The following is a 15,619-nucleotide window of genomic DNA, read 5'->3' on the forward strand; positions in this document are numbered from 1 at the left end:
GTGAAGATTTCACACCGCTGCGGCATTTTGCTTTTTTCAAGGCGGGGTGGAGATTTTTCACTTGCTATAAGGATTTGCCCTGCCAAGATGCACAACTCGCCGGCATGGTTCCGGCTACAGTACGATCCTTAAAACGAGACAGGTTTTTTGGAGTGATCGTACTGGAACAAAGCAGGTGCCATCTGATCATCTGGCGGGGTGATGCGGCGGGCGCGCGACGGGAGCTTTTATAGTATGATCGGACTCGTGCTTGTTACGCACGGAAGGCTGGCCGAAGAGTTTCTTCATGCCGTTGAGCATGTGGTAGGCCCGCAAGATAATTTCGAAACCGTATGCATCGGTGCGGAAGATGACATGGAGCAGCGTCGACGCGATATCGTCGAAGCTGTCGAACGCGCCGAAAATGGCAGCGGCGTCATCATCCTGACCGACATGTTCGGTGGAACTCCCTCCAATCTGGCCATCTCGGTCATGCAGGAAGGCAAGATTGAAGTCATCGCAGGCGTCAATCTGCCGATGCTGATCAAGCTTTCAAGCGTGCGGATCGGCGGCGACATCAAGACTGCGCTTCGCGAGGCGCAGGACGCGGGGCGTAAATATATCAACGTCGCAAGTCAGGTTCTGACAGGAAAGTAAATATGCGGTCCAGCGTCACCCTTACTGGCGAATACGATCCCGAAACTGCAATTTCCCGGTCGCTTGAGATCGTCAACAAGCGCGGGCTGCACGCCCGCGCCTCCGCCAAATTCGTCCAGCTGGTCGACGGCTATGACGCGCATGTCCGCGTTTCCAAGGACGGCATGACGGTCGGCGGCACCTCGATCATGGGGCTGATGATGCTGGCCGCCTCGCCCGGCTGCTGCATCGAGGTCAGCGCTTCGGGCGAACAGGCCGAGACGGTGCTCGACGCCCTGCAGACGCTGATTGCCGACAAGTTCGGCGAGGAGTGCTGATAGGACCCGCTTCCTATTTTGTTACCAAAAGACGTTGGAAGTTAGCTGTGCAGCGCTCGTCCGTGGGAGCAATGAGAGTTGCGGTGACTAAATCGATTCTTTCAAATTGCAGGTAACCGCTGTTTTTATATCTCAGGTCATATCCATATTCGTTATGTTTATTTTTGATTATCGAGTAGCACTCTAATGTTTTATAAGGTTTTCCCGATTTCCAGATGACTGATGATAGAGTGTATGGTTCCTCACCATGCTGTACAATTCTGTATAATGTTTCCTTGTTGCTATTTCTTATGTAAGTAATTCCGTCTGGAGGCTCACTAAGACCAGTGTTTTCTTTACTGTGCGCCTCTATTAAGTTAGCTTTCCCATATGGATTTTTTGCCTTGCTAATATAAATATCGATGACGCTGTCATTGTAAACGTTGTTTGCCCAAGCAGAGATTCCTTTATCTTGTGCTTGGGAAGGGAGAGTATCGATGTGCGATGCCATTGCAAGAATTAATAACATAAAGACAGTTTTTTTCATTTTATCTCCATAACATTAAATAATACGAAATTATAATTTGATAGGATCACCAAATGGTTCCTGAGGATAGCTGTTATATTTTCTTGAGGGATTTGAGAGCGGGATATTAATTGGTTTAATCGTTGCCTTGCGTGGGGGATTTATGGCTCACGATTGAACTCCGTGTATAGCGGTTTCAAGATCTGCCGATATGCACGTATAAAGATTTGTTTATATGAAGTTGTGCTTCGACCCGCGATCTGCTAGTCAAAGCGGCAGCCGGAGCGGCTTTTATCGACGATATTCCGCTCCCAAACCATGTCTACAACGCCATTCCGAACCGGGTTCATTGCCGTGTTGGAATTGTTTTTGATTGGAGCACGCGATGACCGCAAGCCAAGATTTCGTCGTCAAGGATCTGAGCCTGGCCGACTGGGGCCGCAAGGAACTCGACATTGCCGAAACCGAAATGCCGGGCCTGATGGCTGCGCGCGCGGAATTCGGCAAGACGCAACCGCTGAAGGGCGCACGCATTTCCGGTTCGCTGCACATGACCATTCAGACCGCCGTTCTGATCGAGACGCTCAAGGCCCTTGGCGCCGATGTGCGCTGGGCATCGTGCAACATCTTCTCGACGCAGGACCATGCCGCCGCTGCGATTGCCGCCACCGGCACGCCGGTTTTCGCCATCAAGGGCGAAACCCTTGAAGAATACTGGACCTACACCGACCAGATCTTCCAGTGGCCGGATGGCCAGCCGTCCAACATGATCCTCGACGATGGCGGCGACGCCACCATGTACATCCTCATCGGCGCGCGCGCTGAAGCGGGTGAAGACGTTCTGTCGAACCCCGGTTCGGAAGAAGAGGAAGTTCTCTTCGCGCAGATCAAGAAGCGCATGGCTGCAACGCCGGGCTTCTTCACAAAGCAGCGCGATGCCATCAAGGGCGTGACGGAAGAAACCACCACCGGCGTCAACCGTCTGTACCAGTTGCAGAAGAAGGGCCTCCTGCCCTTCCCAGCCATCAACGTCAATGACAGCGTCACCAAGTCGAAGTTCGACAACAAGTATGGCTGCAAGGAATCGCTGGTCGACGGCATTCGTCGCGGCACCGACGTGATGATGGCTGGCAAGGTCGCCGTCGTCTGCGGTTACGGCGATGTCGGCAAAGGCTCCGCCCAGTCGCTGGCCGGTGCCGGTGCCCGCGTCAAGGTGACGGAAGTCGATCCGATCTGCGCCCTTCAGGCCGCCATGGATGGCTTTGAAGTCGTGACGCTCAGCGATGCCGCTCCGACCGCCGATATCGTGATCACCACGACCGGCAACAAGGACGTCATCACGCTGGACGACATGCGCAAGATGAAAGACATGTGCATCGTCGGCAATATCGGCCACTTCGACAACGAAATTCAGATTGCCGCTCTGCGCAACCTGAAGTGGACCAATGTGAAGCCGCAGGTCGATCTGATCGAGTTCCCGGATGGCAAGCGCCTGATCCTTCTTTCGGAAGGCCGCCTGCTCAATCTCGGCAACGCGACCGGCCATCCGAGCTTCGTGATGTCGGCCTCCTTCACCAACCAGGTGCTGGCCCAGATCGAGCTTTACACGCGTCCGGAAGCCTACAAGAACGAAGTCTATGTTCTGCCGAAGCATCTCGACGAGAAGGTCGCGCGCCTGCATCTCGACAAGCTGGGTGCGAAGCTGACTGTGCTTTCTGAGGAACAGGCAGCCTATATCGGCGTCACTCCACAGGGCCCGTACAAGTCCGAGCACTACAGATATTAACCATCGGTTAAGCATTCTACTACATGTTGAGACTGGACAGTTGACAGGCTGTCCAGTCTTTCTTTTTGCGCGCGACACGCTTCACCTGGATTCGTCGGAAGGGTATTGTGAAGACGAATCAAAAGCATTCCCGGCAAAAGTGTATTGCGGTTTTGATGTTCGGGAATGCGAAGAAACAATGTGTTTTGGCGGGTGTTCGCGTGGTGCGTTTTTTGCCGGTTTCGGCGGGAAGCGGCTGGTCGCTTCGTCCCTGAAACACGTTCGGCTATCGGCACTATGGCGGTGCCCGACGGTCGGTTGATGTGTTGAAATTGAAATGCGGGTGTGCGTCCGTTTGCGGAAGCACAGTCGGGTGGCGGAGAAAAGGGAAACATGCCAGAAGTCGGCTTATCGGGCACAACCCGGGGCAATTCCACAATCGGAAGAGGCAAGAGCTTGACGGTTGCTCTCGCCTGTGTTGCAAAGCCGCTTCGGCAGGTCGTCTTGAAGGCGACCGTGTCAGTTTCCGCCGTTCTTGCCGCCATGCCCGCTTTTGCGCAGGGCGCTGATGGCGCGCGCATCGAACTGCCTTTTGGCGGCGGCAGCGTCGGCGCCTTCGAAGTCATTCAGTTTTCCATGTTTGTCGGCGCCATGGGCGCGGCGCTGCTTTCCGCAGGCTGGCTCATTCGCGAGCGCGCCCGCGCTGCGAGTGAAAACAAGGAACTGCGTTCCAAACTCTCTGATCTGAGCCTTACGGCGCAGCGCAATGAAGCGCTTCTCAATCTCAAGGATCAGCGCATCGTCGTCTGGGACGGTCATACGATGCGGGCCGATGTGGTCGGGCAATTGCCGGATGAAAGCGGCGCGCCGCAGGATCGCTCGGCATTTCTGGCTTTCGGTCGCTGGCTGCGCCCGCAATCGGTGACGGCGCTGGAGCGCGCCGTCGCGTCGCTGCGCGAACATGCGCGCACCTTCGATCTGACGGTCGAAACCAATAATGGCACGCTGCTTGATGTTTATGGCCGTACCTCCGGCGGTCTGGCTGTCGCCCGCTTTTTCAGCCTGCAGGGCGTTCAGGCGGAGCGCGCAGCGCTTCAGGCGCAAAATCGCGAATTGTCGGACCGGATCGAACTCCTGCGCCGCCTGCTGGAGCGCATCGAGCAACCTGTCTGGGTTCGCGATGGCAATGGCCGCATCGAATGGGTCAATCAGGCCTATGCGCGCGCTGTCGATATGCCCGATACCAGCCAGACGATCGCGGAAGGTCGCGAGCTTTTCGGTGCGCAGGCGCGGATTCGTCTGGAGCGCGACCGTTTTGCCGAGCCGGTTCTGCATGAGCAATTGCCGACAGTGGTGCGCGGCGACCGCCGGATTTTCGATGTGACCGATGTGAGCGCCGAGGGCGGTTCCGCTGGTCTTGGCTTCGATCTGAGCGAAGTCGAGCAGGTGCGTGAGGAACTGAGCCGCACGCTGAAAAGCCATGCTGAAACGCTGGATCAGCTCTCGACCGCAGTGGCGATTTTCGATCCGGAAATGAAGCTCCAGTTCTTCAATCAGGCATTTGCGAAACTCTGGTCGCTTGACACGGCCTGGCTCGAAACCCAGCCGAGCAACACCTTGCTCTTCGACCGGCTGCGGTCCGAAGGCAAGCTGCCGGAACAGCCGGAATGGCGCAAGTGGAAGGACGGTTTACTGTCTGCCTATCGCGCCGTCGAGCCGCAGGAACATATGTGGCATCTGCCCGATACGCGCACCATGCGCGTGGTCGCCAATCCGCATCCGCAAGGCGGCGTGACCTGGTTCTTCGAGAACATGACGGAAAAGTTCGAACTCGAAGGCCGCTACAACACACTGATCAAGGTTCAGGGCGAAACGCTGGATCATCTGGCCGAGGCCGTGGCGGTGTTCGGGTCCGATGGCCGCATGCGCCTGTCCAATCCGTCCTTCGCGGACCTGTGGTCACTACCTGCCGCCATGGTCGTGGTGGGCACGCATATATCAACGATTTCAAAGCTTTGCCGTGAGCGTGGCGGAGACGGTCTCTGGGACGATTTCGTGTCCTCCGTGACCGGCTTCCTCGACCAGCGTGATGGTCGCATGGGGCAGGTGGAGCTGGATGACGGTGTGATCCTGTCCTTCGCGGTGGTGCCGCTGCCCAAGGGGCAGACCATGCTTACCTTCATCGATGTGACCGATACGGTGCGCGTTGAACGTGCCCTGAAGGAAAAGAACGAAGCGCTGGAACTGGCCGACCAGATCAAGAACGATTTCGTGCAGCACGTCTCCTACGAGCTGCGTTCGCCGCTGACCAACATCATCGGCTTTACCGAACTGCTGCAGACCCCGTCCTTTGGCTCGCTCAACGAGCGTCAGGTGGAATATCTGGAGCATATCAGCACGTCGTCGTCGGTTCTGCTGACCATTGTGAACGATATTCTCGATCTCGCGACCGTCGATGCCGGCATCATGGAACTGGAAATCGGCGATGTTTCGGTGGTGGAGGCGATTTCCGCAGCTGCTTCCCGCGTGAGCGAGCGCTTGCGCGACCATGATATCGGCCTCGATGTCGATATTGCCGATGATGTGGATGTCTTCAAGGCAGACGCCAATCGCGTACGTCAGGTGCTTTTCAACCTTCTGTCCAACGCGACCAATTACGCGCCGGAAGGTTCGACCGTCACCTTGCAGGTGGCGCGCGAAGGGTCTGAAGTGGTCTTCTCTGTCCATGACGATGGCCACGGCATGCCGCCGGAAGTTCTGGATACTGTCTTCAAGCGTTTCCAATCCTATCCGAATGGCGGGCGCAAGCGCGGTGCCGGGCTCGGCCTTGCCATCGTGAAAAGCTTCGTTGAGCTGCATGGCGGCAACGTCGATATCGAGACTGGTTCGGGCAGGGGAACAACCGTGATTTGCCGCTTTCCATCGGAGACACGCAGCTTCCGTGTTGCTGCCGAATAAGGTAAACGGTGCTTATGAGCGCCCAAACACAGATTCTCGAATTCTATTTGCCCGATGAAGCCGCCACACTCCGGTTTGGCGAGGACTTCGCTCTCGCTTTGCAAAAGGGCGATCTGGTCACGCTTTCCGGTGATCTGGGGGCGGGGAAATCATCGCTGGCCCGCGCGGTCATCCGCGCCATTGCCGACGATCCGGGGCTTGAAGTGCCAAGCCCGACCTTTACGCTGGTGCAAAGCTACGAAGCGCTTCGTCTACCGGTTGCCCATGCCGATCTTTATCGCCTGTCGTCGGGTGAAGAGCTTGACGAGCTGGGACTGGTCGAATTTCTGGACGATGGCGTTGTGCTTGCCGAATGGCCGGAGCGCGGGGAGGGCTTCTTGCCCGAGGCGAATTTCTCGGTCACGCTTTCGCATGAAGGGGCAGGGCGACGCATCGCCATTGCCGTGCCGAAAGCCGCGATCAGCCGTCTGGAGCGCTCGCTGGCCATTCGTGCTTTCCTTGACCGCCATGACCGGCAGGGTGCGGAACGGCGTTATCTGCAAGGCGATGCATCGCCGCGCAAATATGAAACGATCCGCAGCACGCATGGCGTCGAGATTCTCATGAACGCGCCGCAGATGCCTTATGATCCAATATTGCGTGACGGCAAGACCTACCGACAGATAGCGCATCTGGCCGAGAATATTCTGGCTTTCGCAGCCATTGATGGGCTTTTGGCCGCGCATGGTTTTCGCGTGCCTGAAATGCGCGCTGCTGATCTGGACGCAGGGTTTTTGGTTCTGGAAAATCTGGGCGTTGAGGGCGTGCGCGCCGCTACCGGTGAGCCGGTGGCGGAACGCTATAAGGCGGCAGGGCGCTTTCTCGCGCATCTGCATGGGGTGCACTGGCCGAACCACGTGCCGCTTGACGGCTATCCTGATCACCTCATCGCGCCTTTCGACCGCGATGCCATGCTGATCGAGGTTAGCCTTGTCGGGCAGTGGTATGCGCCACGCATGATGGGTCGCCAGCTGACCGACGCTGAAAAGCAGGCTTACGAAGTGGCGTGGGACAAGGTGATTGCCGATATCGCCGATGTCGAACAGAGCCTGCTGCTGCGTGATTATCATTCGCCAAACCTGTTCTGGTTTCCGGAAGCAGAAGGCAAGGACCGCATCGGAACCATCGATTTTCAGGATGCGATGATCGGTCCCGCTGCCTATGACGTGGCCTCGCTGGCGCTCGATGCGCGCGTGACGATTCCGGTTGAACTGGAACAGGCGGTCGTTTCTGCTTATTGCGACGAGCGCCGCAGCTTGGGCCATGCTTTCGACGAAGCACTGTTCCGCAAGGCCTATGCGGCCATGGGCGCGCAACGCAATGCCAAGCTGCTCGGTCTCTTCGTGCGGCTTGATGAGCGCGACGGTAAACCGGCTTATCTCAACCATCTGCCACGCATCCATGACTATCTCGGTCGTGTGCTTGTTCATCCGGTCATGGCGCCCGTGGCGGCATGGTTCCGCGAATTGGGATTGATGCAGGAAGGGCTATTGCGCAATGAAAATGCCTGAGACGGCCATGGTTCTGGCGGCGGGGCTTGGCAAGCGTATGCGCCCCATCACCGAGACAATCCCGAAACCGCTGGTCAAGGTCGCGGGAAAGCCGCTGATCGACTGGGGGCTGGACGCGCTTGAAGCCGTTGGCGTACAGATGGCGGTCGTGAATGTACATTATTTAGCCGACCAACTTGATGCCTATCTTGCTGACCGCGCAGAGCCGCATATCGTCATTTCCGACGAGCGCGATCTGCTGCTCGATTCTGCAGGCGGCATCGTCAAGGCATTGCCGCAATTGGGAGGGGCACCGTTCTACCTCCTGAACGCCGATACGTTTTGGGTGGGCGATATATCGAAGCCCAATCTCGTGTCCTTGGGCGAGGCTTGGGACGATGCAAAGATGGATATCCTGCTGATGACGGCGGGGCTGGATCAGGCCACCGGTTTCGAGGGGAAGGGCGATTTCGTCGCCGACGATGCAGGCCGCTTGCGTCGCGCCCGCGATGTGGCGGGAACGCCGCTCATCTATGCCGGGGCCGGTATCATTCATCCGCGCATTTTTGCAGGTGCAGAGCCTGAAGTGGCGTCGCTCAATCGATATTTCGATAAGGCCATCGCTGAAGGCCGTCTTTATGGTATGCCCATGGTCGGCCATTGGCTGACGGTCGGAACACCGGAAGCGATAGCGCAAGCGGAGGTCGCACTTTCCGCGTTGGTTTGAACCGAGTTTATTTGAGCCAAATAATTTGAGAAGGATAGAAACAGCATGAGCAAAACCACGCCAAGGCTGTTTTCCATTCCTTCCGGAACGCCGTTTCTCCCAGCCTTCGCCAAAGCCTTGCTTGACGGCAAACTGATCGAAGGCTTTCCCGGCAATCCCGCAGATCCTCTGGCGCTAGCCAGCGCCACGATTTATGTGCCGACGCGTCGTGCCGCGCGTGCTCTGCGTTCTGTTATCGTTGATATGAATCCGGCTAAGAGTGCCATTTTGCCCGCCATCAGACCGCTTGGCGATGTGGATGAAGACGCGGCGTTTTTCAATTCCGGGGCGGCGGGCGTATTCGACCTCAATCCGCCGATTGCAAAGGCCGAGCGGCTTCTGCTGCTGGCGCGTCTGATCCGTCCATGGCGCGAATCTCTGCCCGCCCATGTGCGGGCGCTGTTCGGCGTTGATGACGTATCGGTTCCAGCCACAACCGCCGATGCCATCTGGCTGGCCCGCGATCTGGCCGGGCTGATGAATCAGGTGGAAACTGATGGCGCGCAATGGAGCGAGCTCGCCAGCATCGCGCCGGACGATCTTGCCGACTGGTGGCGGGTGACGCTCGGTTTTCTCGATATCGTCACCAAGCTGTGGCCCGAAATTCTGGCTGAGCGCAAGCTTTCCAATCCGGCAGCCCACCGCAACGACCTGATCTGGGGCGAGGTGGCGCGCCTGCGCGATAACCCGCCTCCGGGGCCGGTTATCGCGGCCGGTTCGACGGGTTCCATTCCTGCCACAGCGGAACTGATTTCCGTCATCGCGCATCTGCCGAACGGCGCAGTCGTGCTGCCGGGGCTTGATCGCGATCTGGACGATGAGGCGTGGAAGATGCTGGGCGAGGTCGAGGACAATCCCTCGACCTTCGGGCATCCGCAATATGGCCTGCACAAGTTGCTGCGCGCCATCGGGACGCTCCGCGAAGATGTCGAGCATATTGAAGACATGCCCCGCCAGAAACGGATTCTGGAGCGTGTTGTGAGCGAAGCGCTGCGCCCGGCGGAAACGACTGATGCGTGGGGCGCGCTCAGCCAGCACCCGGATATGCAACCGGACGTCCTTCAGTCTTCGGCGCATAAAATCGATCTCATTGAGGCGGCGAACGAACGCGAGGAAGCGCTGTCGGTGGCGCTGGCGCTGCGCGACGCCATCCATCAAGAAGGCAAGATCGCAGCGCTGGTGACGGCGGACCGCAATTTGGCGCGGCGTGTGGTTGGAGAACTGGCGCGGTTCGGCATTGATGCCGATGATTCCGGCGGGCGGCATTTGCGCGATGTCGAGACCTCGACGCTGCTGCGCCTGACGGTCGAAACGGTGTTCAATCCCGGTGATCCGGTGGCCTTGCTGGCGCTGGTGAAGCATCCTTTGCTGCGGCTTGAAACACCGCGCATCGACCGGCGTCTCGCTGGTGAAACGCTGGAGCTTGTCGCCTTTCGTGGTGGCACGGGACGCGCTTCCGTTATCGACCTACCAGCCTTTTTTGACCGGCGATTGAAGGAGAGCGCCAATCAGTCGTGGCGTCCGGCATGGCATGACAGCATCACGCCGGAGATGATCGCTGCCGCCCGGGCCCTCTGTGAAAATCTGTCCCAGGCGGTGGTGCCGCTGGCACCTTTCGCGACAACAAGTCGGCGAACCAATATTGGCGAGATTGCGCGTGCGACGGCGCAAGCCGTTGAAAACATGGCGCGTGATGAAAACGGCAGCGTCGCCACTTTCTATTCCGGTGAGCGCGGCGAAAAAATTGCCTCGTTCCTGCGCGGTCTGGTGTCGAGCGAGTCGGAGCTGGATTTCGAAGCTAGCGAATGGCCCGCTATTCTGGATGCGCTGATGGCTGGCGAAACCGTCAAGCCGCATCCGGGCGGTCATCCGCGTGTCTTTGTCTGGGGTGCGCTGGAAGCGCGTCTCCAGACGGTCGATACAGTGGTGATCGGCGGTCTGAACGAAGGTAGTTGGCCCGCCAAGACGCGCAACGATCCCTTCATGTCGCGCCCGATGAAGGCGATGATCGCACTCGATCCGCCAGAGCGGCGCACCGGCCTTGCCGCGCATGATTTTCAAATGGCGCTTGGCATGGACCATGTGGTGCTGTCGCGCTCGCAGCGTTCCGACAATGCGCCCACGGTTACATCGCGCTGGTTGCAGCGACTTGAAACCGTGCTGGGTGCCGATGTGACGAAGGACATGCGCCAGCGCGGCCAGCGTTTCGTGCACTGGTCGCGGGAGATTGACCGTGCGCCGGATGTGCCTTTCGTCAAAAGACCTGAGCCTGCGCCACCGGTCGCAGCGCGGCCCAAGCATTTTTCGGTCACGGAAGTGGAAACGCTGCGCCGCGACCCTTACGCGATCTTCGCCAAGCGCATTCTCAAGCTGCGTCCGCTGGAGCCGTTGATCCGTGATCCGGCAGCGGCGGAACGCGGTACGCTGTTCCATGACATTCTCGGACATTTCACGCAGGAAAATATCGACCCGCTGGCACCGGATGCAGCCGAGCGCCTGACGGAACTGGGGCGCATCCTGTTTGCAGATATGGATTTGCCGACCGAAATCGAAGCCGTCTGGTGGCCGCGTTTCACGGCGCTGATCCCGCAGTTTCTGGAATGGGAGCGGGAGCGCGCTTACAATGTGCAGACGCGGTTTGCGGAAATCGCCTCGGACAAGCGCGACATCGAAAGTCTTGGCATCACGCTTTCGGGCCGTGCCGACCGTATCGATCTGATGCGCGACGGGACCGCCGAAATCATCGATTATAAAACTGGCTCCACGCCGTCGCCGCGTCAGGCGCATGTCCTGCTGTCGCCGCAGCTGGCGCTGGAGGCAGCTCTTCTGGTGCGGGGCGCGTTCCGTGAGGTTGGCTCGGTTCGGGCGTCCGATCTCACCTATGTGCGGCTTCGCGCCGGAGGCGAGGTGAAGCCGGAATCCATTCTGAAGATCAGCAGACCGCCATCGGAAAAGACCGCTCCCGCTTTGGGTGAGGAGGCATGGCAGCGCCTTGCCCAGCTTTTGGCTGAATATCAGAAGCCGGATAAGGGTTATCTTTCGCGCGCGCTGCCATTCCGCGAAACCGATCTTACGGGCGACTATGACCACCTCGCGCGCGTGCTAGAATGGTCCGCTGGCGGCGATGCCGGTGGGGAGGGCGGCGAATGAAGAAGAAACTCTATATTCCGCCGGAAACCATCGATGCGCAGACGCGGGCAGCCGATCCCGCCGCCTCGGTCTGGGTGTCGGCCAATGCCGGTTCCGGCAAGACGCATGTTCTGACCGAGCGCGTTATCCGCCTTTTGCTCGAAGGGACCGATCCGTCGAAAATTCTCTGCCTTACCTATACCAAGGCGGCGGCTGCGGTGATGCAGAACCGCGTCTTTGCGCGTCTGTCGGAATGGGCGGTGCTGCCGGACAGTGAACTGGCCGAGCGGTTGAAATCGCTTGAAGGCCGCAGACCGGGCGCACCTCGCCTTGCGGTGGCACGGCGGCTTTTCGCCCGCGCACTGGAAACGCCGGGCGGGTTGAAAATCCAGACCATCCATGCGTTTTGCGAAGCCATCCTGCATCAGTTTCCACTTGAGGCAAACATCGCCGGTCACTTCGAGATGATGGACGATCTGATGCAGGTCGCGCTTGTGGGTGAAGCACGGCGTCAGCTACTCGAAACGGCGCATGGTGGTGGCGATGCGAATATCGCAGCCGCCTTTGCCGATGTGTTGCAGGCATCGGGCGAAATGGGGCTGCAATCGCTGCTGGACGAGGCGGTGAACCGGCGCAACGGTTTGCAGCGCTATATCGCGGAATTGGGCGTTGCCGAAACGCGCGCCGAGACCTTGCATCGCGCCTTCGGTTTCGATCGGGATGAGCGCGAAAGCGATATTCTGGCGGAGCTCTGGCCGGTTCCTGAATTCTCCGATGACGCGCTTGATCTCATTCTTTCGATCCAGAAGGGTGCTGCGCGCGCGCATGATTTTGCGCTGCAACTGAAGCGTTACGACAAGGTGAGCGTCACCCGTGACCGCGAAGCCGTGCTGCGCGCTGCGTTTCTGAAAAGCACTGGCGAGCCGAAATCCGGGTCCTATGTCGGCTCGGCGGCGGTGAAGAAGCTGCTGCCGGATTTCGAGGAAGCCTTCGATGCAGCCGCTTCCCGTGTTGAAATGGGCCTCGACCGGCTGAAGGAATTGCGCCTCGTGCGGCTCAATCTGGCCGCGCTGACGCTGATCGACGATCTTCTGCAACGCTATCATGATCTGAAGCGTAAGCGCGGTCTGCTCGATTTCGAGGACCTGATCACCCGCACCGTGGCGCTGCTTGCCCGCGACGGGGCAGGGCAGTGGGTGCAGTACAAGCTCGATCGCGGCATCGATCATATCCTCGTTGATGAAGCGCAGGACACCAGCCCCGACCAGTGGCAGGTTATCCGCATGTTGTCGGAGGAGTTCTTCTCCGGTCTCGGCCAGCGCAATTTGCAGCGCACGCTGTTTGCAGTGGGTGACGAAAAACAGTCGATCTATTCGTTCCAGGGGGCTGTACCGGAAGATTTTGCCGCGCAGGGCCGTTCCGTCAGTCTTCGCGCAGGCGATGCCGAATTGAAGTTCGAGCGCGTCAGCCTCAACTTCTCCTTCCGCTCGGCACCGGATGTGTTGCAGGCGGTGGATGAGGTGTTTGCGAGGCCGGAAGCCAATCGCGGGCTTGCCGGTGCCACGGTTCACGATGCCATTCGCGCCGACGCGCCGGGCGAGGTGGAAATCTGGGATATGCTGACGCCCGAAGCGGTGGAAGAACCGGATGACTGGCGCGTGCCGGTCGATCATCTGGCCGCGCCCGCCGTGCGGCTGGCTGAACAGATCGCCGCCACCATCCGCTACTGGCTGGACAGGGGCGAACCCATTCCCGGTCAAAACCGCCGCATCGTGCCGCGTGATATCATGGTGCTGGTGCGCAAGCGCGATCAGTTCATGCCTGCCTTGTCGCGGGCGTTGAAGAATCTGGGTGTGCCGGTGGCGGGCGCGGATCGCCTGCGCCTCACCAGCCATATCGCCATTCAGGATCTGATGGCGCTTGGACGCTTCGTGCTGCAACCCTCCGACGATCTTTCGCTGGCTTCGCTTCTCAAAAGCCCGCTCTTCGGCTGGGACGATGACCGGCTGTTTGCACTGGCGCATCCGCGCGGGTCCGGTTCGACCTTGTTCGAACATCTCTACCGTGCCTCACGTGACGACGAGGCGCTTGCCGCCATCCACAAGACCTTGAGCCGTTGGCGCGGCATCGCCGACACCATGCCGGTTTTCGAGTTCTATGCCCGTATTCTGAGTGCTGACGGCGCGCGGCGAAAACTTCTGGCGCGGTTGGGACCGGAAGCGGGCGACATTATCGATGAGTTTCAGAACTACGCGCTCTCTGCCGAGCGGGCCGGGCTGCCCGGTTTGCAGGCTTTCCTCGAAACGCTGGATGCCGCTTCGCCGGAAATCAAGCGTGAGCTGGATCAGGGCCGCAACGAAGTGCGCCTCATGACCGTCCATGCGGCGAAGGGCCTTGAAGGCGCTGTGGTGTTTCTGGTCGATCCCGGCAGCGCCGTCTGGACCGGGAGCCGTGCGCCCAAGCTGATCCCCTATGATCTGGCGCATGACGGACCGCCGGTGAAAGGCTATCTCTGGCAGCCGAACGGGTCATGGCAGACCGGGTTTACTGCTGCTCGTATCGAAGAGCTAAAGGCCCGCGCCGAGGAAGAATACCGCCGCCTGCTTTATGTCGGCATGACGCGCGCCGAGGATCGCCTGATCATCTGCGGCTATCGCGGCACACGCGAGAGCGGAGAAACCTGGCACCGGCTGGCCGAGGACGCGCTTGCCATCAAATCGGAGACCTTTGTGCACCCCGTGCAGGGTGTCGCCGCACGACGCTATCGCAATACGCCACGCGGATTAACGGAGATTATCGAGCCGGATCAGGCGGAGGCGACGCCTTTGCCCGGTTTGCCGCCGGAATATCTGCTTTCGGTTAAGCCCGAGGCGGGGCTCCCGCGCCCGCTGGCACCATCGGGCGCGTCGGCGCTGATTGAGGCGGATGAAGAGCCGCCGCTTGATGCAAGCTCCCCTGTGCTCGGGGATATCGTCAGCGATGGCACGCCCGGCTTTGCCCTGCGGCGCGGCACGGCGATCCACATGCTGCTGCAATATCTGCCGGAAGTGCCGGAGAGCGAGCGAGAGAAGCTGGCGGAAGATTATCTGGCCCGAATAGCGGGCGACTGGCCGGAGGCTGAGCGTCACAACGCCGTTTCGAGCGTGAAAGCTATATTGACAGATCCGCAATTTGCACCGGTTTTCGCTTCCGGCTCGCGTGGCGAAGTCGCAATCATGGGCACGATCAATCTTGGCGGGCGCGATCATGCCGTGTCCGGTCAGGTCGATCGCATCAGCGTGGACGCGACCCGCGTTCTCGTTGTCGACTATAAGACCAACCGACCGCCGCCCAAGACCGTCGAGGCGGTGCCTTTCGCTTATCGCGCACAGCTTGCGCTCTATAAGGCACTGCTGGAGCCGCTTTATCCGGGGCGGGTTGTGGAAACGGCCTTGCTCTTTACCGAGGGGCCGTTCCTGCTGCCGCTATCCGATGCTGTGCTTGATGAAGCCATGCAGGCGCTGAGAGACTCTCAAGGAAAGGTGAGTAACTAGAACTTGACGGATGGCAGCAGACACGCCACATGATATAGCGAAGAAAGAGCGGATTGCGTGTGAGTCTGTGAAGATGTCTGCCGTTCTTAACCATATAGAGGATAGCCCTATGGCAACCGTTAAGGTCGATAACAGCAATTTTCAGTCGGACGTTCTTCAGTCGAACGAGCCGGTCGTGGTGGATTTCTGGGCAGAATGGTGCGGTCCATGCAAGATGATCGCTCCGGCGCTCGACGAGATCGCCGCCGAAATGGCCGGTCAGGTCAAGATCGCCAAGGTCAACATCGACGAGAATCCGGAACTCGCAGCCCAGTTCGGCGTGCGTTCGATTCCGACGCTCCTGATGTTCAAGGACGGTGAACTTGCTGCCAATATGGTTGGCGCTGCTCCGAAGAGCCGCCTTGCCGACTGGATCAAGGCTTCTGCTGCTTAAGTAGAAATTATAGCAAGCAATAAAAAAACCCGGCCTTGAGCCGGGTTT

At 59.1% G+C, this 15,619-nt stretch carries 10 protein-coding genes; 9 read left to right on the forward strand and 1 reads right to left on the reverse strand.

Features of this window, described 5'->3' with window-relative positions:
• Positions 1-234: 234 nt before the first annotated feature.
• Entirely contained in the window at positions 235-636 is a 402-nt protein-coding gene (locus ABWW11_RS01050) for a PTS sugar transporter subunit IIA (RefSeq protein WP_109370045.1), read from the forward strand.
• A 2-nt stretch (positions 637-638) separates the two neighbouring features.
• Complete coding sequence (locus ABWW11_RS01055) at positions 639-953, forward strand: HPr family phosphocarrier protein (protein WP_109370046.1); 315 nt, start codon at positions 639-641, stop codon at positions 951-953.
• 13 nt (positions 954-966) lie between these two features.
• On the opposite strand, the gene ABWW11_RS01060 is transcribed toward ABWW11_RS01055, so the two are convergent.
• A complete protein-coding gene (locus tag ABWW11_RS01060; RefSeq protein WP_319080798.1) occupies positions 967-1,479 on the reverse strand; it encodes a hypothetical protein in 513 nt (170 codons plus the stop codon).
• A gap of 364 nt (positions 1,480-1,843) precedes the next feature.
• Between ABWW11_RS01060 and ahcY the strand changes: the two genes are divergently transcribed.
• The 7 genes from ahcY (at position 1,844) to trxA (ending at position 15,571) form a co-directional block, all read left to right on the forward strand.
• On the forward strand, positions 1,844-3,244 hold the full coding sequence (gene ahcY / locus ABWW11_RS01065; RefSeq protein ID WP_109370048.1) for an adenosylhomocysteinase: 1,401 nt from the start codon (positions 1,844-1,846) through the stop codon (positions 3,242-3,244).
• Positions 3,245-3,616: 372 nt separating this feature from the next.
• Positions 3,617-6,181 (forward strand): sensor histidine kinase, encoded by a 2,565-nt coding sequence (locus ABWW11_RS01070; RefSeq protein WP_109370049.1) that lies wholly within the window; start codon positions 3,617-3,619, stop codon positions 6,179-6,181.
• A 14-nt stretch (positions 6,182-6,195) separates the two neighbouring features.
• Positions 6,196-7,731, forward strand: a complete 1,536-nt coding sequence (tsaE, locus tag ABWW11_RS01075; RefSeq protein ID WP_109370050.1) for a tRNA (adenosine(37)-N6)-threonylcarbamoyltransferase complex ATPase subunit type 1 TsaE — start codon at positions 6,196-6,198, stop codon at positions 7,729-7,731.
• Entirely contained in the window at positions 7,718-8,437 is a 720-nt protein-coding gene (locus ABWW11_RS01080; RefSeq protein ID WP_109370051.1) for a nucleotidyltransferase family protein, read from the forward strand. Before tsaE ends, ABWW11_RS01080 begins: the two co-directional genes overlap by 14 nt.
• 45 nt (positions 8,438-8,482) lie before the next feature.
• Positions 8,483-11,626, forward strand: a complete 3,144-nt coding sequence (addB, locus tag ABWW11_RS01085) for a double-strand break repair protein AddB (protein WP_319080797.1) — start codon at positions 8,483-8,485, stop codon at positions 11,624-11,626.
• Entirely contained in the window at positions 11,623-15,138 is a 3,516-nt protein-coding gene (addA, locus tag ABWW11_RS01090; protein ID WP_109370053.1) for a double-strand break repair helicase AddA, read from the forward strand. The genes addB and addA overlap by 4 nt, the downstream gene beginning before the upstream one ends.
• Before the next feature lie 109 nt (positions 15,139-15,247).
• On the forward strand, positions 15,248-15,571 hold the full coding sequence (trxA, locus tag ABWW11_RS01095) for a thioredoxin (protein WP_078337659.1): 324 nt from the start codon (positions 15,248-15,250) through the stop codon (positions 15,569-15,571).
• Positions 15,572-15,619: the final 48 nt, after the last annotated feature.

The sequence above is a fragment of the Brucella sp. NBRC 113783 genome (assembly GCF_040372265.1).
In the GTDB taxonomy this organism is placed as follows: domain Bacteria; phylum Pseudomonadota; class Alphaproteobacteria; order Rhizobiales; family Rhizobiaceae; genus Brucella; species Brucella teleogrylli.